Here is a 23,197-nt window from a genome sequence, read left to right as displayed (position 1 = left end):
TTCACTTACCTTTATTTGTGGCCTTGGTTTTTTATTTGGTGAAGATGATGAAGAAACCACATTAATACAGAAGTAATTCACTTTGAAATCACATAATGAAAAAACCCTACCGAAATTCTGGTAGGGTTTTTTTGTGGGGAACTGTATGTTTCAAAACGGTTTTCTCTGTTTTTCAAAAGGTTTAACCCTTATCCATCAACGTTCCAAGAACAAATACAGCAATAAAGTCCTACTCCCACTCAATCGTAGCAGGCGGCTTACTCGTAATATCATACACCACGCGGTTAACATGCTTCACTTCATTCACGATACGAGTTGAGATCTTTTCAAGTACATCCCAAGGGATTCTTGCCCAGTCACTCGTCATCCCATCAATCGAAGTAACAGCACGGATGCCAATTGTATAGTCGTATGTTCTTGCGTCACCCATGACTCCTACGCTGCGGATATCTGGGAGAACCGTGAAGTATTGCCAGATGTCGCGCTCAAGGCCGAAGTTGGCAATTTCTTCGCGTAGAATTGCATCCGATTCACGGACGATTTCTAGTTTTTCTTCAGAAATTTCACCTAGTACACGGATACCTAGTCCTGGACCTGGGAATGGCTGTCTCCAGACGATGTCGTCAGGAATGCCCAGCTCTGAACCTAGAGCACGGACTTCATCCTTGAATAGCGTATTCAAAGGCTCAATCAATTCGAACTGCATGTCTTCTGGAAGACCGCCTACGTTGTGGTGAGATTTGATTGTTTGTGCCGTTGCTGTTCCGCTCTCAATGATATCTGTGTAAAGTGTTCCTTGTGCTAAGTAGTCGATTCCTTTTAGCTTGTCCGATTCATCATCGAATACATAGATGAATTCGTTACCGATGATTTTACGTTTTTGCTCAGGATCAGACACACCTTTTAGCTTGTTTAAGAAACGATCTTTCGCATCTACTTTAATCACGTTCATGTTGAAACCTTCGCTAAATGTTTTCATAACCCCTTCTGCTTCGCCTTTGCGAAGAAGACCGTGGTCAACGAAAATACATGTCAGCTGATCACCGATTGCTTTGTGGATCAATACCGCCACAACAGATGAATCCACACCGCCGCTTAGTGCGCATAATACTTGTTTGTCGCCTACTGTTTCACGGATTTTTTGCATTTCGATTTCAATGAAGTTCTCCATTGACCATTTGCCATCGCAGCCACATACGCCGAAGACAAAGTTTTTCAATAGGTCATTTCCGTACTCAGAGTGACGAACCTCTGGGTGGAACTGAACGCCATAGAAATTCTTCTCAGCTAAGCTCATCGCTGAGTTTGGACAATGTGCACTTGTTGCATCAACTGTAAAGCCTTCTGGTACTTCAACAACGAGGTCACCATGGCTCATCCAAACGACTTGATCAGTCGGAAGGTCTTTGAATAAAGCAGGCGTTCCATTAATGTGGATATCTGCTTTTCCATATTCACGCTGGCTTGCCGCTTCTACTTTCCCGCCTAAATAGTGAGTCATGAGCTGCATGCCGTAGCAAATGCCTAGAACCGGAATGTCTAGATCAAAAATCTTTTCATCACAGCGGAAAGATCCTTCATCATAAACACTGTTTGGTCCACCAGAAAGGATGATTCCTTTAGGCGCCATTTCTTTAATTTCTTCAGCAGTTAAAGTGTGCGGATGAAGCTCACTGTACACACCAAATTCACGAATACGTCGTGTGATCAGCTGATTGTACTGACTGCCGAAATCTAGAACCAAAATCATTTCATTTACTAAATTTGTCATGGTGTCACCTCTATGTCCAATATAGTTTTTTATAAACGCACAGAAAAAATGAGAGGAGAAAACCTGCTCTCAGTGTGAATCACGCTTTTGAAGCGCCCAGACTCACATCCGAACGCTTCAATTTCATGTATTTTAGAAGGTTTTAATATTCACCTATTCTAACAACAGGAAGGTACGGGGTCAAGACTATCTCCTGTTTATTAAATTTTCCCATAACTTTGCCGATTGCCGCCAAAGCGCCGACACATCCTCTCGTCGATAGAGTGCCCGCTCATAGAGCTGCGTCAGCTCTGACATGCGATGATCTCCATCCTTGTCATCGATCAAAGAAGCGAATTCTCTTAGCGTCATGCCTGGTTTTTTCTCAATTCCCCTGCGCTTCAGCTGCTTTAATAGAGCCGCATACGCATAGAAGAATGCTTCCTCCTCTGGCAGACGTTTCACCTTTCTCACGATAAAGAATGGCAGCCACCTTGCTCTGAATCGATAAAGCAGCCAGCTCATCAACCCAAGAAGGACCAAAGCTCCTGCCGCATAACCCAAGATTGAACCAACATGCACAATACTTGGCTTTGCTTGTGCTGTTTGTTTCTTTGGTTCTGCCGGCTGCTCTGTCTCCTGCTGCTGCGGCTGTTCTGCCGGCTGATCTTCGCGTGCATCAGAGCTAGGCTGATCTTCTTCCTTTTGATCATCCGTTTGATCGCTTGAAACGGCTTCATTCGTAAATGTCTGTGGGTTCGTAAATCCTTTTGTCGGTTCGAAGGTGACCCAGCCTCTGTTTGGAAAATAAACCTCTACCCATGAATGCGCATTGTTATTGGTCACTTCATACACATTGTTTCCATCCATCTGTGTTTCATATAACTGACCTGACGTATATCCTTTCACCCATCTCGCCGGAATCCCGATCGAACGAAGCATCACAATCATAGAGGATGAAAAATTATCACAGTAGCCGATCATCGTATCAAACAAAAATTGATCCACATAATCTTCATTACGACTAGGCACTGCGACATTTTGCGTTTCATATGAAAACTTCGCTGACCCTAAGTAGTCCTCAATCGCTTTAGCTTTATCGTACATATTATCCTTCGTTTCCGTTAAGCTGTTTGCCAATGTTTTCACTCGCTCTGGTAATGAGGAAGGAAGCTGCAAGTATTCACGGCCAACCTCCTGATTGACTTTCTGCTTCGTCGGTACTTTGATCCTCTGCAAATCCTCAAGGATAAATGTAGGCGATAAGAAGCTGACTTGGTAGTTCCCTAAATTTTTCGGCGGATTTTGAATGGATGGGACAATTTTTTCCGTTTTCCCCATCATTTGCAGCGGAATGTTTTCCATTGGCATCAGTGTGATCGTCCCAATCGGATAGACGGCATGATTAAATCGATAGTCAGATTCCATATCGACTCTCGTTTCGTGCACCTCTGTTTTTACACGCTCGGTAAACCAACGATTTGGCACATCATCGTCCTTTAGCCGAGTAGGCTTTGTATCATTTGAGGCATCCTCCCAGCCCTTTCCTGTGTAGATGCTTTTTGTTTCGACACGAAAGTAAGACGGCTCCTTTCCGCTCCATTTAAAGACCGGTGTGCGGTCCTCACTAAACGGTCCGCCAAGCGCCGAATCATCTGCACTATATCCTACCTTATTCTGCCCGGCTGCGTTATCTTGATTCGTCACCGCCTTAAAAAACGGGACAGGATCAGGCCATTTCGGATCAGACTTTGGCAAAGAAGCGCCGAGTGCCGCTGATAGAAGAACGAGGGCCAGCATGGGCAAAAACCATTTTAGACGCGCCTTCTGTGACACCCGGATGCCTTCAGCCGAACGCAGTCGATCGAAATACAGCAACCCCAGCAAACAAAAACCAAACACCATAATGCGAACGATCGCAAAGGCAGCATCATATGGCGTAAACGTATCAAGAATCGTGACATACACAATCGTCATGAGTAAAAAGAAAAAGATACGCTGCTGATAGACCACCCAATAATGAAGCAAGTAGACAAGCAGCCATAGCAAAATATAAAACAATAATGTGCGGAAGGACGGGTACATGTCACTCCACATGCCTGTGCTCATGAAGGTGATATTATCTTTGATATCAGCAAATAATGCAGCCGGATAGCTTGGCTCTGCTTGATAAAAGATCAAATATAAGGCGAGCAAGATCATGCCAGTACAAATAGGAAACGTCACATACCACTTCAAACGAAAGAATGTAAACAAACACGTAAGCCCTATAAAAATAATGAAATAAGACGTATGACTCGTCTCTGTAAAGTCTTGAAGCGGACGAAGCCACTCCCAAAGCAGCAGAAATGCTACAGCATAATAGATGAACAACTCAAAACGGCTTTGCCGCTGATGCGTATGCAGCATAAATGTTTGTCACCTCACAGTTCTTTCGTGCAGCCGGTCTTCAAATAAAAGGGTCGTGCGTATTCCAGATGCTTTGAGCCGGTCTACAAGCTGTTTTTCTTTTGTCGTGAATCGATCCAAGGCTCTCTTCACTAAAAGAACAGTGATGTTCTTTCTATTTCGATTTCCAAAGAGACTCGCAGCAAGCTCTTCTTGCAGCTGACCCGTGACGACATATTTTCCAGAGTGCTGGTACTCACTCGCTGCTAACGTCTTATATTCTTGTGCGCGAGAAGGTTGATGCTGCACCCTTGTTAAATAATAGAGCATGTCCTGTAAATGAAGTTCTCCTTGATCCACTCGAAAGGCATGCTGATCTCCTAGAGGTACAAGACCTGAAGGCACCCCTTTTTTCACTGCCGTTTGGAGAACAGAAGCTGTAATAGACACGACGGTCTCAAAAACCGCTTCATCTGTAAAATCAGCAAACACGACAAGGTCCTTTGTTTGATTCTGTTCAAATTCCTTCGTCATCAGCTGATCTCTTCTAGCCGTCGTCTTCCAGTCCACCCAGGCAAAACGGTCTCCTTGCTGATATTCCCGCACGCCTGTTGTCACATGGGTCGGTTCATTGAACCACGAGTGAACCGCTTTGCCTCCATTTTCATTCGCTGACTCAGCTGACTCCACCTGAAGATCGAGCATTTTCGGATAGACAAGCAGCTTTTTTTCTAACGGAATGATCACTTCTTTCTCCACAAAACCAAACATATCACCCGTTTTGATTCGAACCGCTGACAAATGATGTTCCCCGCGCTTGACATCATTCAATTGAAAGGAAAAACGCCACGTTTTCCGAAACCATGGAAACAGCATTTGCTTCATTTCAATTTGTTCCTGTAAATGAAAGGTGTCCGGCGGATCATCCTCAATCAAGACGTAAACGTATGGAAATGGATTTGTCCGCTTGATTTCAAGGTCAACGGACAGCACGTCTCCCGCCTTCAAGCGGGTTTGCTGTAATGTCCTTTTGGCTGTCGCTCGCAGCGGAATGAGCGCAAACAGCAAAGCATACAAAGTATATGGTAAAAATGCATAAAAAAGGAACCAGCTCACAAACCCCCCCTGAAACATGGCATAACAAAAGACTGCCGCAGTGAGGATGATGAGCATCATTACCCGTAACCATAATGAAACAGCGAAACGATGACGTGACTTCATTGAGTCATCGACTTTTGAACTGGCACGCCAATTTGCTCAAGCATTTGTCGCAGCAGTGTCTCCGCCTTCTTCCCTTCATACGTCGCTTCTGATGTCAAAATCATTCGATGCGGCAATGTATACGGCGCCAAATACTGTACATCATCAGGAATCACATAATCTCGCTGATTCAACAGTGCATACGCCTGAGCCGCTTTCATGAGGGCGATCGATCCCCTTGGACTCACACCTAAATAAACAGATGGATGCTGCCGCGTCGCTTGAGCGATTTCCACAATATATTCTTTAATGGATGCATCCACATGAATGGTCTGAACAGCTTGCTGCAACGCATGAATATGATCCTTTGTCATCACTGCTTGGAGCGTATTAATCGGGGACTGCTTTTCCTGCAAATTGAGCACCTCCAGCTCCTCCAGCATGGTCGGATATCCCATCTGCAGCTTGAATAAAAACCGGTCCATTTGCGCTTCTGGCAGCGGATAGGTCCCTTCATATTCCACTGGATTCTGCGTCGCCATGACGAAAAAAGGATCCGCAAGCGGCATTGTTTCTCCGTCCACTGTGACACTGCCTTCCTCCATCGCTTCGAGCAATGCCGACTGTGTTTTAGGAGAGGTCCGGTTGATCTCATCAGCCAAAATAATCTGCCCCATAATCGGTCCTTGCCTAAATTCAAATTCATTTGTCTTTTTATTATAAATCGACACACCTGTTACATCTGAAGGCAAAAGGTCAGGAGTGAATTGGATTCGCTTAAACTCACAGCCAATGGATTTTGCCAAAGCACGAACCATCATCGTCTTCCCAACACCAGGCACATCCTCTAGTAGCACATGCCCCTTCGCCAAAATCGCAACAAGGCTTAATATCGCAATGTCTTTTTTCCCAACCATGACTTTATTGATGTTATCTACGATTTTTTGTAAATCTGAATGCATCGGTTCATCAAATGCCATCCTGATCCTCCTATCACGTTTCCGTTAAATTTCATATAGTCTAACTTTACCATACAACGCGCATTTGTATAAAACATCAGCATGTAGAAAAAAAGAAGCCTTCTCACGATGGAAAAGACTTCTTCTCTTCTTTTGTCTCACCTGCTGGCTCCATATGAACATGAGAGTGTAAAATATCATGTTCCTTCTTCATTCTATGTTCGATCTCATCTGCAATATCATGGCTTTCTGCAATGTTCAAGTGCGGCTCGACCTCCACTACTACATCCACATGGACCGTACTTCCGAGATACCGTGCCTTAATATCTTTCAAATCGCCCACTCCAGGTGTTGCTTCAATGGTCTCTTTATATTTAGACATATCTTTTATATGAAAACCGTCCGTTAACGAATGAGAGGCATCTCTGAAAATCTCCCACGCCGTTTTACAAATAATGAGGCCAATGACAAACGCTGCAAGCGTATCAATCCATGCCAGCTGAAATTGAGAGGCGATAATCCCTACAAATGTTCCAATACTCACATACGCATCTGATTTATTATCAGCTGCTGCTGCATGAAGAGCCTGGCTATTGATCCGTTTGGACAGATTGCGGTTGTAAATATACACGCCGTACATCACCACAGCACTTCCTGCTGCCGTCCAAGCTGCGATCATATCGGGCGTTTGATGCTCAGATGAGAAGAGCGACCGGCCCGCACTCAGCAGAACCTGAAGTCCAACAAGCATCATAATAAAGGACGCCACAAGAGACGCAATATTCTCTGCTCGAAAATGACCGTATGGATGATCTTCATCAGGCGGCTTTTGAGAAATACGCAGCCCAATCAACACAGCAAGGGATGCAATAATATCCGTCGTATTATTCAATCCATCTGCCGAAAGAGCCTCTGAATGAAACACATACCCAATTAGAAGTTTCACCGCTGATAAGATCACATAGGCAATGATGCTGACCCAAGCTCCTGTTTCACCTTGTCTTAATTCGTTATAGCGCTCCATGTCGAACCGCGCCTCCTCACACATCACTTTTCTATTATTTATCTTACAAAGCAAAGCCCGTGTGGGTCTACAGCAACATGATTCGCTTGTGTCAGCAAAATAGGGTACATAGAAATGTGTTGACCTAAGTAAACTTATTTTTATAAGGTCAATTGACCTCAAGACCTACTCCCATCAACCTTTTTCCAATTCACTCTGTGATGAACATATGGACAACATCACTCTTCTCGATAAATTATCAGAATAATTTTATTTTGAGACACAACTTCTCCCCATCCTATCTTATGCTATTTTTAAGAATGAACAGAGGAAAAAGAGGGAACATAATCTCTCAAATCCTTTATACTTTTTAACATCATGTTAAGAGGTTTGAAATGTCAGTTTGATAACCTGTCCAATGCTGAATGACAATTCAGTATGATAAAATTTAAAATATTCTAAAAACAATTTCTCTATGAAGAGAAATGTTTGGAGGTAAAGACATGTCCAACATGACAAACGGTCTTCAAAAAAATCTGAAAACAAGACATATTTCAATGATTTCCATTGCTGGGGTTATTGGCGCAGGGCTATTTGTTGGTAGCGGCGCTGTCATTCATTCTGCAGGGCCTGGAGCCATTCTTTCCTATTCTTTTGCCGGACTTCTGGTGATCTTTATTATGAGAATGCTTGGAGAAATGGCATGCGCCTATCCGACAAGCGGTTCCTTCTCACAATATGCGAGTGATGCCATCGGTCCTTGGGCCGGGTTTACAATTGGCTGGCTTTACTGGTTCTTCTGGGTCATCGTCATCGCCATCGAAGCCATTGCCGGTGCTGCCATTATTCAGTATTGGTATGGAGATGCACCTGTTTGGCTCACAAGTCTTATCCTCACTATCCTCTTAACATTAACGAATATCTTTTCTGTTAAATCTTTTGGCGAATTTGAATACTGGTTCTCATTAATAAAAGTCGTCAGCATTATTCTCTTTCTACTCATCGGTTTTGCATTTATCTTTGGTTTTGGCGGTCATCATACTGCAGGACTTGCCAATTTAACGGGGAACGGTGGTTTCCTTCCAAATGGATTCAGCTCTGTTTTACTCGGAATTGTCGTCGTCATCTTTTCCTTCATGGGAACCGAGATTGTGGCAATAGCGGCCGGAGAATCAGCAGACCCAGTCAAGTCTGTGACAACAGCTACCCGCTCTGTTGTATGGCGTATCATCGTGTTCTATGTCGGATCCATCGCTGTCGTTGTGACCTTGCTTCCATGGAATTCAGCGAGTATTTTAACAAGCCCGTTCGTTGCGGTATTAGAATACATCGGCGTCCCATCAGCGGCTCAAGTCATGAACGTCATTGTTTTAACAGCCGTTCTTTCTTGTTTAAACTCTGGGTTGTACACAACGTCCAGAATGCTTTATTCATTAGCGGAAAGAGGCGAAGCACCGAAACGCTTTATGAAAATCAGCAAACGTGGTGTTCCTGTAGCGGCTACAGTCGCAGGCACCTTCTTTTCCTACATTGCCGTCATGATGAACTACTTTTATCCTGAAACCATCTTTTTGTTCTTAGTCAATGCGTCCGGCGCCATTGCCCTTCTTGTCTACTTGGTCATTGCTGTTTCACAATTAAGAATGCGACGCAAACTCGAAAAAGAAAATCCAGAACAGCTCAAAATCAAAATGTGGCTGTTCCCATACCTCACGTACTTTACCATTTTGGTCATTTGCGCCATCTTGGCATCGATGCTGTTTATCGAATCAATGAGACCACAGCTCATTTTGACAAGTATCATTACCTTCGGGGTGCTTGCCGCTTATTTCGTCTTTAAACCGAATAAAAAAGTGCCTGCAAATGCAGCGCTTGAAAATAAACACCCGTAATACTCCCGCTAAAAGCGGGTTTTTTTATTTTATTCACCTATTTTCATGTCCGCACTTATACTGTATCAAATTGGATTTTAAGTGAGGATTAGACAACATGAACCTAGAAAAATTTGTTGACGAGCTGCCAATTCCAGAAGTCGCGGAGCCCGTCAAAAAGAACCCAAGACAAACGTATTATGAAATCGCTATGGAGGAGGTTTTCCTAAAAGTTCATAGAGACCTGCCCCCAACCAAGCTATGGACCTATAATGGCAGTTTGCCTGGTCCAACCATTCAAGCGAATCGAAATGAAAAAGTCAAAGTGAAATGGATGAACAAATTGCCGTTGAAGCATTTCCTGCCGGTCGATCACACCATTCATGCCGGCCATCATGATGAACCAGAAGTCAAAACGGTCGTTCATCTGCATGGCGGCGTCACACCAGCAAGCAGTGACGGCTATCCAGAGGCTTGGTTTTCACGAGACTTTGAAGCAGCCGGCCCCTTCTTTGAACGAGAGGTATACGTATACCCAAATCATCAGCAAGCCTGCACATTGTGGTATCACGATCATGCGATGGCATTGACACGATTAAATGTGTACGCCGGCTTAGCTGGGTTTTATTTGATCTCAGATGCGTTTGAAAAATCGCTAGAATTACCGAAAGATGAGTATGACATTCCGTTAATGATCATGGACCGTACGTTTCAGGAGGATGGCGCACTGTTTTATCCAAGCAGACCAAACAACACGCCAGAAGACAGTGACATACCAGATCCGTCCATCGTGCCCTTCTTTTGCGGAGAAACCATTTTGGTTAATGGAAAAGTATGGCCGTATTTAGAAGTAGAACCGCGTAAATATCGCTTTCGTATTTTAAATGCGTCCAATACAAGAACTTACGAGCTGCATCTAGACAACGATGCTACGATTTTGCAAATTGGATCTGATGGCGGCTTTTTGCCAAGACCTGTTCACCATCAATCCTTTAGCATTGCTCCTGCTGAACGGTTTGATGTCATCATCGATTTTTCAGCTTACGAAAACAAAACGATCATCCTTAAAAATAAAGCGGGCTGCGGACAGGAAGTGAATCCTGAAACAGATGCAAACATCATGCAATTTAAAGTCACACGGCCGCTAAAAGGGAGAGCACCTAAAACATTACGGCCTATTTTCAAACCGCTTCCACCGCTTCGGCCTAGTCGAGCTGATAAAGAGCGTACGCTCACTCTTACCGGTACACAGGATAAATACGGCCGCCCCATTTTATTGCTGGATAACCAATTTTGGAATGACCCCGTCACGGAAAATCCTCGGCTTGGCAGTGTAGAGGTTTGGTCCATCGTCAATCCAACAAGGGGCACACATCCCATTCATTTACATCTTGTTCAATTTAGGGTGATAGACAGAAGACCATTTGATACAGAGGTCTATCAATCGACAGGGGAAATTGTGTATACAGGACCGAACGAAGCCCCTCCTTTACATGAACAAGGCTACAAGGACACCATTCAAGCGCATGCCGGTGAAGTCATTCGGATCATCGCTCGCTTTGTTCCATACAGCGGCAGGTATGTGTGGCATTGTCATATATTAGAGCACGAGGATTATGACATGATGCGGCCGATGGTTATCATCCAGTAAAATGAAATTAATCTCCCGTCACATGCGTAAACACATGTATTGAGTAAATCATTGCGAAGGGCTAACAGACAGCGATATATTAGCCCTTTATTTCCTTTTCATTGAATTATTCTAAAATAAAACAAAGCATGACTTGAAATGGCATTTATTTGTACATTCAATACTTAAAAAGTTGACGCAGCAAACCGATAATACTACTATATACCCATTGCATCTGTCAAAAGGCACATAAGCCACAATGAACGAACAAATGGAAAATTGCGATAAAAAACGGAGGAGTTCAATTTGAATGAAGAAAAAGAGACTTGCCAGGTCACACAAGAAACAGCGGCAGGTAACATAGAGAAGCTTTCAATTCAGGAAAACGAGAGCATTTGGTCAAATATTGAACAGCTAACAATTGAACTCGGTGAACAAAAAGAATTCAACCACTTCATTTTAGATGAAAAACAAAAGGCCATCAGCACATTATCTGCCCTCATTACAAAAGGCGATTGTGATGAAGAATTAAAGACTCATTTTGAACAAGCATTACATATCGGACTTTCTGTCATAGAGATCATGGAGATTATTAAGCACTGTACAAAAGTTGCTGGATTCCCTCACTCCATTAATGCCCTGTTTATCTTTCAAAACTTACTAGACAATAACACCAAATAAATCAGTGAAAACGAGAAGCCTTCTGTCCTCTCGTTTTTTTATGTACACTCATATTACTCTCTTTCTTTTCCTCTGTCACATAAGCAAAATACGAAAATACCACACGTTTCTCTGCTTAAAAATTGCTTTCCCTTCCATGAATTCCTCAATTTCACCATCATTTCAAGCGGCAAAATAAAAAAACGTCCAGTTATATCAAATAACTGAACGTACCCTTATCGATTGACAGTGAAATTGTTAACAATTCCGCCATCCTTCTCCCAAGCGGCTTCCACTGTTTTCTTCTTGATATTGTATTCAAATATCGTTCTTACCTTTGCTTTTCGTCCGGTGTCATCCTTTAATTCCTTTGCGTTTTTAGCAACACCTAAGAAATAAATAGAAGAACCATCCGTAGAAAATTGCGGCTGTGCGGCACTTAAAATATGCATATCCTCACTGTTCTTAACGAGTGTCGTCGTTTTTCCGGTTTCTACATCAAGCATCTTAATAGAGGATACTTCTTTTTCGTTTCGCACCTTCACTTCTGTATAAATCAATGTCTTATGATCTGGTGAAAATGAAATATCATTGATCGTTTGCGAGATACGTGTAATACGCTTCCCCTTCGCACCTGTTTGAAGGGTGATCTTCATGGTCGTTGGTTCAGGGTCTCTTCCCTTTTCATTCGCTTCATCGGTTTTCTTGTAATCTTCTTTTAAGGAATAATGCTGGATTGCCAGAAGGTTTGACGCCGGATCATAAGCAAAAGAACTCACCGTATCATCCTTGCTTTTTTCTGGATATAACACCTTCATTTTTTGTGTATTCAAATCATAAGAAGCGACATAAAATTGTTCGCCAGAATCCTTGTTATACCTGAGATATAACTGTTTTCCGTCTCCAGACAGCCTCATACTGTCGATGGAATCATCACTCGTAAATAGCGTTTTTTCTTCATCTGTTTTCACATTCAGTTCTCTAATACTCACTTTTTGTGTGTCTTCATCCGTATACGTGTAATATAAAAGCTGTTTCGTAGAATCATAAGCAATCGAAGGATATGCTGTCAGTTTCTCCGTATGAAGCGCCCGGTCATGCAGGTAATACGTATTGTTTAACTGTTGATCTGTAAATGAAACGAGTAATTCGTCTTTTGCATCTTGATTCGTTTTCACTTTTCCTGCATGTTTCGCCTCTTGCGCCGGCTTCATCATGAAGAAAATGACTGCCGCAATCACTGCGACTCCGATGACCGTGATGATCCACCATGTTGATTTTTTCATTGCCTTTCAGACCCTCTCTACAAGAAAAGAAGCCAGAAAATAAACTTTTCCCGCTTCTTTGCATGACTATGTATTAATAAGTGTAATGCCCTTTTACGACACCTTTACTTGTTTTATACCCTAGTGCTTTGAATGCTTTTGGACTGACGTCTAATACAGCGTTTGGCATTCTGCCTACATCATATTTATATACTGTAATCACTTTATGTGGTTTCGCTTTTGTTGTCACTCTAAGTTTTGTACCTTTTTTCGGTACGTCAAATCCCATTTTAGTTGCTGCATCCCAATGACCGAGTTTTTTTCCATCTGCGCCCTTTTTACCGACACCATTATACCAAGTAATATTGCCGCTTACTTTTTTTGCACTTGCTCCATGTGAGAAACTAAACGCCAAAAATAAACTAGCTACTGTTACGATTGTCGCGATAAGCTTTTTATTCATTAAAAAATCCTCCGTATTTGGTTTCTGCACTTATTATACATGAAGATGCCCCCAGTTATTTTACAGTCACATTACAATTCGAATACAAGTTGACCACTTTATGACCGATTTTGTTCACAAAAAATACCAAAATCGGCCAGAACAATGTAAGTAACCCCTCTCTTTCATTTTATATAATAAAAGTGAATCCAATTTAAGGAGGAATTTTTATGAAAAAGTGGTTCATCGTTTTGAGTGTAAGTTTGGCCTTCGTTTTGATGCTATCAAGTATCCCTGCCTCTGCAGCTGGTCCTCGTCACGGCGCGATTGTGACACAAACGGATGAGGCAAAATGGTCAGGTATCTCTGCTGATATTGTGCTGCCGAAAACAGCCACTATTAAAAATGGCTATGCGGACTGGTACCTCGGTCTCGGCTCTGCCGTTGTAGAGAGCGGTATTTCAAAAACGTCGTCTGGCTATAAGGTCTTTCTTGGCAGCGGCTCACAAGGCGGCAGTCAATACTGGAACAGTGAGTACGATAAGAGCATTACGGATGGTGCACGTGTCAACTTAAAGCTCATCAACAATGGTGATGGCACAGTGTCACTATACGTCAATGGGAAATTGCGCTATAAGCAGCCTGTTTTCAACCCTAGTCGTCTGAAAAACCTCGATGTCGTCAAAATGGTTCACGGCGTCCAAGATAATGGAACAAACAGCTACTCACAAGCAAGTTTCTCGAATGTACAGCTTCGTGCGAATACTTCAGGAAGTGTCTATAAAAAATGGGATGGAACAATCAAATCATCGCTTTTACGTAAAAATTTAGAGTCTGGTGCTGCGGCTCCTAAATTCACCGTCATTTCTTCTATTCCATTAAGTACAAGCCTTTCAGCACAATAAGAAAAAAGCGCCCTATTTTGGGTGCTTTTATTGTTCACAGCTTATCAACACTTCTCTTTTAATCAAAACAAGGATTCGTGGTAACATAAACATACATACTTCGCAGAAAAAAGGAGAACGAACGTGAGAAAAAGTCTACTTGTTTTCATGAGCCTAGTTGCAAGTCTCTTCATTCTAGCAGCTTGCTCAAATACGACAAAAGAACAAAAAACAGAATCTAAGGCACTTCCAACGATTAATGACCGCATTCAAAATGAAACGAAAGAAGTCATGGAGCAGTCTAAGCTCGTAAAAGACACAGCCATCACCGTTGATCAAAAGAAAAAAGTCATTTCTTTAAACGTAACCGCTTCATCTGATACCAATAGTGATTACGCTGAAGTCATCGGTTTAAACTTTGCCAAGACGCTGGCCATTGGGGCATCAACTGAAAAAGAAAACAACCTGCACAAACCAGAAAATGACAGCCTTGGCGCCCTCTATTCCTTTTACGACCTAAACATCACCGTGAAACAAGAAAACGGCAAAGTACTGGCAAAAGGAAAGAAAAAAACAAATGAAACAAAAATCACCTGGGAAAGAGCCCAGTAATTTATGGTTTTTTACGATGAAAAAAGCTTGTAGAGGACTTCTCTACAAGCCTTTTTTCATGTTTATTCAGTCAAATCGTCTCTCATCGCATCGACTAGTGTGTGAATATCTGAGTGAGTCCTTGATGCTAATCGTACCAACAAATCATCTATACACTCATACAAATGATGTTCCCTCAAAATATACTCCTTATAAAATGGAATGACAAAGAAATAGAGCAAATCAGCCAATTCAAGTGCAACGTTATCTTCATCCTCATCTTCTAACGCCTGTCCAACACTTTCAATCAACCAAATCAAATCTGCTTTCTTTTCAATCGGGACATACATCAGTAAATGAATATCATCCGTATCCTTCGTTTGTAAAATCCGCTCAGCCGCTTCCTTTGACAGCGCCCCAATTTCTGTAGAAGATATATTAACAACCGCTAATTCATCCTCTGATCTCACTTGATTCATTTGCAGCAAGTTTTGGTCCATCTCGACTCACTCCCCATTCTCAGATACCTTTATTATAAGGAATTGATCTGATTTTTTATGGAAATAGTGGATTTTTTTATGTAATTTTAAAGAAAATGTGACATTATAAGCCAAGATATCTCATTTCTCTCAAAACAAAAAAAAGCACTTTTGATCATAAGAGTGCTTTTCTCATACATCCTTTACTCTCTTTTTCATCGCCTCAGCCATTTCCACGTCACCCTCTGCTTCCAACTTTTCAATGATGTGAGCATAATCCCTTTCATGGCGATTTTGGCTTAGTTTAAAAGCAGCCTGAACTTCATCAATGATGATTTTAAAGCCCACAATCCCTTTCATTTGTTTCTCTAACAGTTCATCAGACAATGTATCCCATAAAACAGGCTGTTCTCTGTGGCTTTCGTATGTTTCCAGCATCGTGGTTAATTCTTTTACCAGTTCCCCTTTTTCTAACAGCACAGCCTTTCCATATACATGGACAGCCTGATAATTCCATGTCGGTACGGCTTCTTTTTCATACCATGAAGAGGATATATAGGCATGTGGTCCTTGAAAGATGACGAGCACCTTCTCATTTTCTTCAAACGTTTTCCACTGTGGATTTCCAATCGCCATATGTCCTGTAATCACATACGAATCTTCAACTTGATGAAAACTCACTGGAATATGTGTCGCAATGGGCTTCTCATCTGTTGTGGTCACAACTGTAGCAAATGAATTTGATTGAATAAATGATTTGATTTTCTCCATATCTTTCACTTGAAAAAATGATGGAACATGCATGTTCTCTCCCCCCTTTTAGATCAGCTCAGTGTTTTGGTCATAATGAGATCCATTTGCTCTTCGTCCCCCATAAGGAATGAATGCACTCCTGTTTGAACAAACCCTAGCTTTTGATAAAATGCAATGGCCGCTTTGTTGTGCTCCCACACCCCAAGCCAAACATCACGTTTATGATATTTCTTCGCGATCTCAAAGGCTTGATTGATTAAATATCGGCCTAATCCTTGTTTTTGAAAGGACTGCTTAATATAAATTCTTTCAATCTCTAACGCTTCACTTCCCATCTCTTCTGACTGCGCATCATCCATATTGACCTTCAAATAACCAGCAACTTCGCCATTCACTTGAACAAAATAGAACTGTGAAGATGGATGATGTAATTCTTTTAACAGCTGGTTCGGATGAAAGGCTGTCTTTACGTAAGCATCGATATGTTCCGCTTTGTTTTGATTCTGAAAGGTTTCTATAAATGTGTCGATACCGACTTTTTGCAGCTCTTCTATATGCTGTTCATTGCATGGAATAAAAGTGACGGTCATTGAAGTCATCTCTCCTTATCATTTAGTAGCGTCTCTTATTTCCTTTTTTCACATAATCCCAATCTTTTTCGATATTTTTTCTCACCCTTAGAAGATACTCATATATCTGTTCTGCTTCCTCTTCAGAAAACCCATCCAGCGCTACTTGATTCGAATAATCATTTTCTTGTTTAATCATTGGATATACCGCTTCCCCTTTATCAGTGGGAAACAGCTTTTTGATTTTTTTATTCACTCGATCATCTTTCTTCTCAATAAAACCATGCAGTTCTAATTTTTTGATAGCACGAGCAGCCGTTGTTCGATCCACCTTGATCATTTCCGCCAGCTTTTCCTGAATGATGCCAGGCTCTTCACATATACGCACAAGATACAAATACTGCCCCTTCGTTAAATCGTACTCTTTAAATTCAATATTACTTATAGAATCAAGCGCCCGAGCGATGACGCCAATCTCTCGCAAAATCTCTCTCATTTATCACGACTCCTTTTGTTGCATTTACAACATAAAACATAACAACATTATAGTTTATTTTTGTTGTAAACACAACAAAAAAACACCTTCATTGAGAAAGTGTTTTTTTCATTTTCTTTATTTCGCTCGTTTCTTTAATAGTGGTAATCGTTACAAAAAATAACGATCTCTGATCATCGCGAACGAAGGTGGTTAGGCAATGGGAAAAAGAAGAAGAGAGCCTCATAATATGCCACTACATTTTATCATATATATTCGTTGCTAGAAGATAATTTCCCTTTATGCAACCGCTCTTTTTATAACATAATCTCTCCAGTTTTATTAGCCATTATTCGTTAGAGTCCACATAGATTAAAATTAGAATTTTACCTTTAACAACCATCATTAAAATGATGAATATAATGGTTTAATTTAGGAACTATAAAAAGGTGACCAATCGTCAAGAAAGGAAGGTCGCTTAATGAATATTTTACAATTAGGGAGGATGACAATGGGAATTTTAAGTGGAAATCCAACGGATGAACCTATGCACTATGGTGAAGTGTTTGGTACATGGTCTTACTTGATGGTAGCTAAAGGTTTAGTTGCTGGTTATCAAACCCACTTAAACCATGCAGGTGACGAAGACTTACAAAAATTAATTGAAGAAGCTATTCAGGGTGGGCAACAAGAAATCAAAGAAATTGAAACTTTATTAAAAGAAAATGGAATTGGCTTACCTCCAACACCTCCTGAACGACCTAAAGCTTGTATAGACGATATTCCAGTAGGGGCACGTTTTCAAGATCCAGAAATAGCCGCTGGTCTTTCGGCGAACATTGCGGCAGGCTTAGTATCGTGTAGCACAATTATGGGGCAATCCATTCGAGAAGACATAGCTATGATGTTTGGACAGTTTCATGTTCAAAAGACAGCACTTGGAGCAAAAGTCCTTAGACTTAACAAAGAAAAAGGATGGTTAATTCCACCACCTCTTCATCATAGCAAAGCAGAAGATTGCTAATCATAAGATGATTAAACATTAAAGAGTAGACCTTTAGGGTTTACTCTTTTCTTGCTAAGCTTTAAACTTTCTACAAATTGAAAACTCTCCTTCACTCTCTTTACAGTCACTATATTTTGCCATTCCCATCGATTGCCTCTGAGCCAACATCATCAGCACTAGAAGATCAATTCCTTTAATATACCTAAAAATATCTTCCTCAGATTTAAAAGCTCCTATTACTATAGGTTCCTTAAACATTGATAGCAACTAACCAGTGGTAAAAACTTCGAGAGTAACCTTTCTCTATTATAGTCCTTGCAATTGCAGCATAAAGTCGGGCCCGTTCCGAGGTTCCATTTAATCAACAAGGTTGGTCATACCATACTGCTTGAGGTCGAATCGTCATTAATGAAAAACAATAGCATAGTGGACATAAGATTAGTCATACTACAAGGAATATCTATGCTCATATGACTGTTAATATGGAAGAAAAGGCCTCCCAACAGTTTTGCAAACTGATGAAAGGCCTTCTTCTATAGTTAGCTTATTTGTCACAGGTTGCCTTGTGTTTAATAACACAAGGACAAATACGACGACAAGAAAAGCATATTATTATTTCAGACGTTGATATAACAAGGTTTTGAAACCCTGATTACATCATGCCGCCCATACCGCCCATGCCGCCCATGTCTGGCATTCCGCCGCCTGAGCCGCCTTCTTCTGGTTTGTCAGCAACGACTGCTTCAGTTGTTAGAAGCATTGCTGCAACAGAAGCTGCGTTTTGAAGTGCAGAACGAGTTACTTTTGTTGGGTCAACGATTCCTTTTTCGATCATGTTTACCCATTCGTTTGTTGCTGCGTTGAAGCCTACGCCAATTTCTTCGTTTTTCAAGCGCTCAACGATGACTGATCCTTCAAGACCTGCGTTGTGAGCGATTTGACGGATTGGCTCTTCAAGAGAACGTAGAACGATGTTTACACCTGTTTGAACGTCACCATCTGCTTCGATTGAAGCGACTTTTTTGTATACATTCACAAGTGCTGTACCACCACCGGATACGATACCTTCTTCAACTGCTGCACGAGTTGAGTTCAGTGCATCCTCGATGCGTAGTTTGCGCTCTTTTAGTTCTGTTTCCGTTGCAGCCCCAACTTTGATGACAGCGACGCCGCCAGCTAGTTTTGCAAGACGTTCTTGTAATTTTTCTTTATCGAATTCAGAAGTTGTTTCTTCTACTTGCGCACGGATTTGGTTGACGCGTGCTGCGATTTGAGCAGAATCTCCTGAGCCTTCTACGATGGTTGTGTTTTCTTTTGTCACAACAACTTTAGACGCGCGGCCAAGCTGACCGATTTCAGTTGATTTCAGGTCAAGTCCTAGGTCTTCTGTGATTAACTCTCCGCCAGTTAGAACAGAGATGTCTTCAAGCATTGCTTTACGACGGTCACCGAATCCAGGTGCTTTGACTGCCACTGCGTTGAATGTTCCACGAAGTTTGTTCACAACAAGTGTTGCAAGTGCTTCGCCTTCTACATCTTCAGCAATGATCAATAATGGTTTTCCTTGTTGTACAACTTGCTCAAGTACAGGAAGGATTTCTTGAATGTTCGTGATCTTTTTATCAGTGATTAAGATATAAGGATTTTCAAGAACCGCTTCCATCTTATCAGAATCAGTCACCATGTATGGTGAAGCATATCCGCGGTCAAACTGCATTCCTTCAACCACTTCAAGCTCAGTTGTGAACCCTTTAGATTCTTCGATTGTGATAACGCCGTCGTTACCTACACGCTCCATTGCTTCAGCGATTAGGCTGCCTACTTCTTCATCTGCTGCAGAAATAGACGCAACTTGAGCAATTGATTCTTTGCCTTCGATTGGTTTAGAAATCTCGTGCAAGCCTTCAAGTGCTACTTTCACTGCTTCTTCGATCCCTTTACGAACGCCAACAGGGTTTGCACCAGCTGTTACGTTTTTAAGACCTTCACGGATCATTGCCTGAGCTAGAACCGTTGCAGTTGTTGTACCATCACCAGCTACGTCGTTTGTTTTGCTTGCAACTTCAGCCACAAGTTTTGCACCCATGTTTTCAAATGCATCTTCTAATTCGATTTCTTTTGCAATCGTTACACCATCATTTGTGATAAGTGGAGAACCGAATTTTTTCTCAAGAACCACGTTACGTCCTTTAGGTCCTAAAGTTACTTTTACAGCATCTGCAAGTGCATCTACACCACGTAACATCGCGCGACGTGCTTCTTCACTGAACTTAATATCTTTTGCCATAATAACGAAACCTCCTCAGTCTTTTTAAAAATATATCTCAATGTTTTTTTATGTGATTAACCAATAACAGCTAAAATGTCGCTCTCACGAAGGATTAAATATTCTTTGCCTTCATATTTCACTTCAGTGCCTGCATATTTTGAGAAGATAATGCGGTCGCCTGTGTTTACTTCTAACGCAACGCGCTCACCACTTTCAAGTACACGACCTGAACCTGCTGCAACAATTTTACCTTCTTGCGGTTTTTCTTTTGCAGAATCCGGTAACACAATACCGCTAGCGGTTTTTTCCTCAGATTCAACGAGTTCAATGATTACGCGATCGCCTAATGGCTTTAACATAAGAAACAACCTCCTCAATTTTTATATGTAGTCTTTTTTAGCACTCATCACCAGTGAGTGCTAACACATTTATTATAATAAAGAATGTCTTCTGTAATTTCAAGTAAAAACCTTTAAAAATTTTTACGCTTTCATGATCTTTTTTCAACTCAGATTCTTTCCTTTTCATCGAAAAAGAAGACTTGTGTTACAATAAATCTAGTTCTTTTAGTAAAGGGGTTTTCGTTACTTGAAAAAACAATATTGGTACATCATCTTAACGTATATATTGGTACAGGTTTCTGCGATTCCTTATGTGTTCATCATGAAATGGTTAGGATTCATTCAGACACCGATGACACAAACAGAGCTCTCTAAATTGTCAGGAACATGGACAATCATCAGCTTCTGTATCGGATTAATCATTATTCTGCTCATTCTTCGGACTGTACCAAAAGCTTCACTTCGAAATGAAGCACCGGTTTCAGTCGGGGTAGCTATCGCCTGGATCATTGGCGGTTTCTTTCTTTCCCTCTTTGCACAATCGATTGCAGGAGCGATTGAACAATATGCATTTGGCATTGGCCGTGAATCCGAAAATACTCAAGCCATCTTATCCATTATGGATGCAGTTCCATGGCTTGTAATTGTCATCGCCCTGATTGGACCGATATTAGAGGAAATCATTTTCCGAAAAATCATTTTTGGTGTGATTTATGAAAAAACGAACTTCTTTATTGGAGCGCTTGTCAGTTCAGTGGTATTCGCAGCTGTACACAATGATTTTGCTCATATCTTACTTTATACCGCGATGGGCTTTACCTTTGCCTTTTTATATGCGAAAACAAAACGTATCATTGTTCCAATCGGTGCACATATGCTGATGAACTCGCTCGTCATTCTTGTGCAGATTGAGCCAGTAAGAAAAATGATTGAAGAACAATCTCAAACAATGCAAATGATTATTGGAGGCTTTTTCTCATGAGAAACCCTGTCGTATGGGGCGTCATTTATTTTGCCGTAGGTGTTGCTTTCACCTATATGGCCATTCAAAATCCAGGTGACATGTGGTCATTTTACAGCATTTTGCTGATGGTGTTTGCGGCCTATAATATCAATATCGCGTTTAAAATGTTTGCCTTCTCTGTCAAACTCAAAAAACAGCAGCAAAAATAAATCAAAAACCATTTTCTAATCTCTGGAAAATGGTTTTTTTATGGAGGACAAGTTTTCATGAAACAAGAAAAACTGAACATCTTAAATGAGCAGCATGAAGCGATTGGAGTTGCACCCCGTTCAGATGTCCACGCCCAAGGTCTTTGGCATGAAACCTTTCATTTCTGGCTTCTCAAAAAGGAACATGACACCGTGTATCTCTATTTTCAGCTAAGAAGCCCCGCAAAAAAAGATTTTCCTGCTCTGTTTGATATCACAGCAGCAGGCCACCTTCTTGCAAATGAACAGCCTTCTGACGGTATGAGAGAGGTAGAAGAAGAGCTTGGTCTTACTGTCCCTTTTGAAGATCTAGCCTTTGCAGGTGTTATACAGGATGAAATTCATCTACCCGATTTTACTGATCGTGAATTTTGCCATGTCTATCTTTACGTCCATCAAGAAGAGCAGATGAACATTCAATTACAAAAAGAAGAAGTCGCTGGACTTTACAGAGCAAAGCTAATGGATGCACAGCAGCTTTTCATGAGAAAATGTGAAAATATTCATCTGGAGGGCTTTGAAGTTGATGAAGCCGAAGAACAACGTGAGGAAAACAGAGTAGTCTGTATACAAGATTTTGTACCGCATGAGCCTGCCTATTATCAGCATCTATTTCAAGCGATCAATCAATTCCTTTTACAATAGAAAAAGCATCGTGACCCTTATTCGGATCACGATGCTTTTTTATGAGACATCATAATTTTTTTTCTCCTCTGTCTCTGTTTGCTGCATTTTGCGATAGGTCACTCTTGAAATAACAATACTCACTTCATACAAAACGAGCATCGGCAAGGTGACCATGAGGTGAGAAACAAGCTCTGGCGGTGTAATGAGTGCGGCAATAACAAGGAGGACAAAATAGGCATACTTCCGTATTTTTGATAAAAACATCGGTGTGATGATGCCAAGTCTTGTGAGAAACATCAACACAACGGGCATCTGAAACAAAAAGCCAAATGGAAGTGTTAACTGCATCAGAAATGTAAAATACTCATGAATCCCAATGACTTGCTCTACATTTAAATCATTCGACATTCGCATCATAAAATCAACGACAAACGGAAACAAAATAAAATAAGAGAAAGCCACACCGCTCAAAAATAAAAGCAGTGCAATCGGAATATAAGCAAGTGTCATCTTTCTCTCTTTTTCATATAAGCCGGGGCTGACAAACGCCCAAAGCTGATATAAAATCACGGGACACGTCAAAACCAAAGCAATGACAAATGCGAACTGCATAAACACGTACAGCGGATCTGTGAGCTTAAATGCATTCAGTGTCAGTGTGGCCGCTTCATCGGTATTTTGTAAATACACAATGACCGGCTTAGCAAGAAAAAAACCAGCCACCATAAAGGCGACAAAAAACATCGCAATGATCACTAAACGTTTTCGCAGTTCCACAATATGCTCCATAAGCGGCATATCTTTGACATTCATGAAGCTCATC

The 23,197-nt window shown here is 41.4% G+C and carries 22 protein-coding genes and 1 pseudogene; 9 read left to right on the top strand and 14 right to left on the bottom strand.

The features are described 5' to 3' along the window. Window positions 1-229: 229 nt before the first annotated feature. The 5 genes from guaA to MKZ03_RS02945 all read right to left on the bottom strand — a co-directional run bounded on the left by guaA (window position 230) and on the right by MKZ03_RS02945 (window position 7,321). Entirely contained in the window at window positions 230-1,771 is a 1,542-nt protein-coding gene (gene guaA / locus MKZ03_RS02965; RefSeq protein WP_144487508.1) for a glutamine-hydrolyzing GMP synthase, read from the bottom strand. Window positions 1,772-1,957: 186 nt separating this feature from the next. Continuing rightward, on the bottom strand, window positions 1,958-4,159 hold the full coding sequence (locus MKZ03_RS02960; protein WP_341030866.1) for a DUF4129 domain-containing transglutaminase family protein: 2,202 nt from the start codon (window positions 4,157-4,159) through the stop codon (window positions 1,958-1,960). Between the two features lie 9 nt (window positions 4,160-4,168). Continuing rightward, window positions 4,169-5,359 carry a DUF58 domain-containing protein gene (locus MKZ03_RS02955; RefSeq protein ID WP_341030864.1) on the bottom strand — a complete coding sequence of 397 codons (1,191 nt, stop codon included), beginning with the start codon at window positions 5,357-5,359 and terminating at the stop codon, window positions 4,169-4,171. Continuing rightward, a complete protein-coding gene (locus tag MKZ03_RS02950) occupies window positions 5,356-6,318 on the bottom strand; it encodes an AAA family ATPase (RefSeq protein ID WP_060595663.1) in 963 nt (320 codons plus the stop codon). Before MKZ03_RS02950 ends, MKZ03_RS02955 begins: the two co-directional genes overlap by 4 nt. Window positions 6,319-6,421: 103 nt before the next feature. Then, on the bottom strand, window positions 6,422-7,321 hold the full coding sequence (locus tag MKZ03_RS02945) for a cation diffusion facilitator family transporter (RefSeq protein ID WP_341030862.1): 900 nt from the start codon (window positions 7,319-7,321) through the stop codon (window positions 6,422-6,424). A 482-nt stretch (window positions 7,322-7,803) separates the two neighbouring features. Between MKZ03_RS02945 and gabP the strand changes: the two are divergent. The 3 genes and pseudogenes from gabP to MKZ03_RS02930 form a co-directional block, all read left to right on the top strand. Beyond that, window positions 7,804-9,200, top strand: a pseudogene (gene gabP / locus MKZ03_RS02940) (GABA permease); the annotation flags it as partial. Window positions 9,201-9,289: 89 nt separating this feature from the next. Then, window positions 9,290-10,822, top strand: a complete 1,533-nt coding sequence (locus tag MKZ03_RS02935; RefSeq protein ID WP_341030857.1) for a multicopper oxidase family protein — start codon at window positions 9,290-9,292, stop codon at window positions 10,820-10,822. A 285-nt stretch (window positions 10,823-11,107) separates the two neighbouring features. Continuing rightward, window positions 11,108-11,482 (top strand): carboxymuconolactone decarboxylase family protein, encoded by a 375-nt coding sequence (locus tag MKZ03_RS02930; RefSeq protein ID WP_034664837.1) that lies wholly within the window; start codon window positions 11,108-11,110, stop codon window positions 11,480-11,482. Window positions 11,483-11,697: 215 nt separating this feature from the next. Here MKZ03_RS02930 and MKZ03_RS02925 read toward each other — a convergent pair whose 3' ends face one another. Then, window positions 11,698-12,747 carry a hypothetical protein gene (locus tag MKZ03_RS02925; protein WP_341030855.1) on the bottom strand — a complete coding sequence of 350 codons (1,050 nt, stop codon included), beginning with the start codon at window positions 12,745-12,747 and terminating at the stop codon, window positions 11,698-11,700. 73 nt (window positions 12,748-12,820) lie between these two features. After that, window positions 12,821-13,189, bottom strand: coding sequence for an RlpA-like double-psi beta-barrel domain-containing protein (locus MKZ03_RS02920; RefSeq protein ID WP_003213878.1), 369 nt, complete (start codon window positions 13,187-13,189; stop codon window positions 12,821-12,823). A 209-nt stretch (window positions 13,190-13,398) separates the two neighbouring features. On the opposite strand from MKZ03_RS02920, the gene MKZ03_RS02915 reads away from it, so the two are divergent. Both MKZ03_RS02915 and MKZ03_RS02910 read left to right on the top strand, forming a co-directional pair. Further along, complete coding sequence (locus MKZ03_RS02915; protein WP_307499150.1) at window positions 13,399-14,073, top strand: hypothetical protein; 675 nt, start codon at window positions 13,399-13,401, stop codon at window positions 14,071-14,073. A gap of 123 nt (window positions 14,074-14,196) precedes the next feature. Beyond that, a complete protein-coding gene (locus tag MKZ03_RS02910; protein ID WP_341030852.1) occupies window positions 14,197-14,664 on the top strand; it encodes a hypothetical protein in 468 nt (155 codons plus the stop codon). 62 nt (window positions 14,665-14,726) lie between these two features. Here MKZ03_RS02910 and MKZ03_RS02905 read toward each other — a convergent pair whose 3' ends face one another. The 4 genes from MKZ03_RS02905 to MKZ03_RS02890 form a co-directional block, all read right to left on the bottom strand. Further along, entirely contained in the window at window positions 14,727-15,143 is a 417-nt protein-coding gene (locus MKZ03_RS02905) for a hypothetical protein (protein ID WP_341030850.1), read from the bottom strand. 171 nt (window positions 15,144-15,314) lie between these two features. Beyond that, window positions 15,315-15,926 carry an FMN-binding negative transcriptional regulator gene (locus MKZ03_RS02900; RefSeq protein ID WP_034664860.1) on the bottom strand — a complete coding sequence of 204 codons (612 nt, stop codon included), beginning with the start codon at window positions 15,924-15,926 and terminating at the stop codon, window positions 15,315-15,317. Window positions 15,927-15,946: 20 nt separating this feature from the next. Further along, window positions 15,947-16,465 (bottom strand): GNAT family N-acetyltransferase, encoded by a 519-nt coding sequence (locus MKZ03_RS02895; RefSeq protein WP_341030847.1) that lies wholly within the window; start codon window positions 16,463-16,465, stop codon window positions 15,947-15,949. 22 nt (window positions 16,466-16,487) lie between these two features. After that, window positions 16,488-16,940 carry a MarR family winged helix-turn-helix transcriptional regulator gene (locus MKZ03_RS02890; RefSeq protein ID WP_341030846.1) on the bottom strand — a complete coding sequence of 151 codons (453 nt, stop codon included), beginning with the start codon at window positions 16,938-16,940 and terminating at the stop codon, window positions 16,488-16,490. Window positions 16,941-17,430: 490 nt separating this feature from the next. Here MKZ03_RS02890 and MKZ03_RS02885 point away from each other — a divergent pair, with 490 nt between their 5' ends. Beyond that, entirely contained in the window at window positions 17,431-17,943 is a 513-nt protein-coding gene (locus MKZ03_RS02885; protein WP_034664874.1) for a DUF3231 family protein, read from the top strand. Window positions 17,944-18,577: 634 nt separating this feature from the next. Here MKZ03_RS02885 and groL read toward each other — a convergent pair. Both groL and groES read right to left on the bottom strand, forming a co-directional pair. Next, window positions 18,578-20,212, bottom strand: a complete 1,635-nt coding sequence (gene groL / locus MKZ03_RS02880) for a chaperonin GroEL (protein WP_034320371.1) — start codon at window positions 20,210-20,212, stop codon at window positions 18,578-18,580. Window positions 20,213-20,268: 56 nt separating this feature from the next. Then, on the bottom strand, window positions 20,269-20,553 hold the full coding sequence (gene groES, locus MKZ03_RS02875) for a co-chaperone GroES (protein ID WP_003214120.1): 285 nt from the start codon (window positions 20,551-20,553) through the stop codon (window positions 20,269-20,271). Between the two features lie 229 nt (window positions 20,554-20,782). Here groES and MKZ03_RS02870 point away from each other — a divergent pair, with 229 nt between their 5' ends. Genes MKZ03_RS02870 through MKZ03_RS02860 form a run of 3 tightly spaced genes read left to right on the top strand, consistent with a single transcriptional unit; the run spans window position 20,783 to window position 22,392 of the window. Then, window positions 20,783-21,517: a CPBP family intramembrane glutamic endopeptidase gene (locus MKZ03_RS02870; RefSeq protein ID WP_106071923.1), complete on the top strand. Its 735-nt coding sequence runs from the start codon at window positions 20,783-20,785 to the stop codon at window positions 21,515-21,517. Beyond that, window positions 21,514-21,708, top strand: a complete 195-nt coding sequence (locus MKZ03_RS02865) for a YdiK family protein (RefSeq protein WP_034664886.1) — start codon at window positions 21,514-21,516, stop codon at window positions 21,706-21,708. The genes MKZ03_RS02870 and MKZ03_RS02865 overlap by 4 nt, the downstream gene beginning before the upstream one ends. Before the next feature lie 57 nt (window positions 21,709-21,765). Continuing rightward, a complete protein-coding gene (locus MKZ03_RS02860; RefSeq protein ID WP_341030843.1) occupies window positions 21,766-22,392 on the top strand; it encodes an NUDIX hydrolase in 627 nt (208 codons plus the stop codon). Window positions 22,393-22,431: 39 nt separating this feature from the next. Here the strand turns inward: MKZ03_RS02860 and tatC are convergent, their stop codons facing one another. Continuing rightward, window positions 22,432-23,196, bottom strand: coding sequence for a twin-arginine translocase subunit TatC (tatC, locus tag MKZ03_RS02855; RefSeq protein WP_341030841.1), 765 nt, complete (start codon window positions 23,194-23,196; stop codon window positions 22,432-22,434). Window position 23,197: the final 1 nt, after the last annotated feature.

It is taken from the genome of Bacillus sp. FSL R5-0431, assembly GCF_038002985.1.
Classification (GTDB): Bacteria; Bacillota; Bacilli; order Bacillales; family Bacillaceae; genus Bacillus.
The sequence above is the reverse complement of the archived record's forward strand: the minus strand, read 5'-3'. Positions and strand labels throughout refer to the sequence as shown.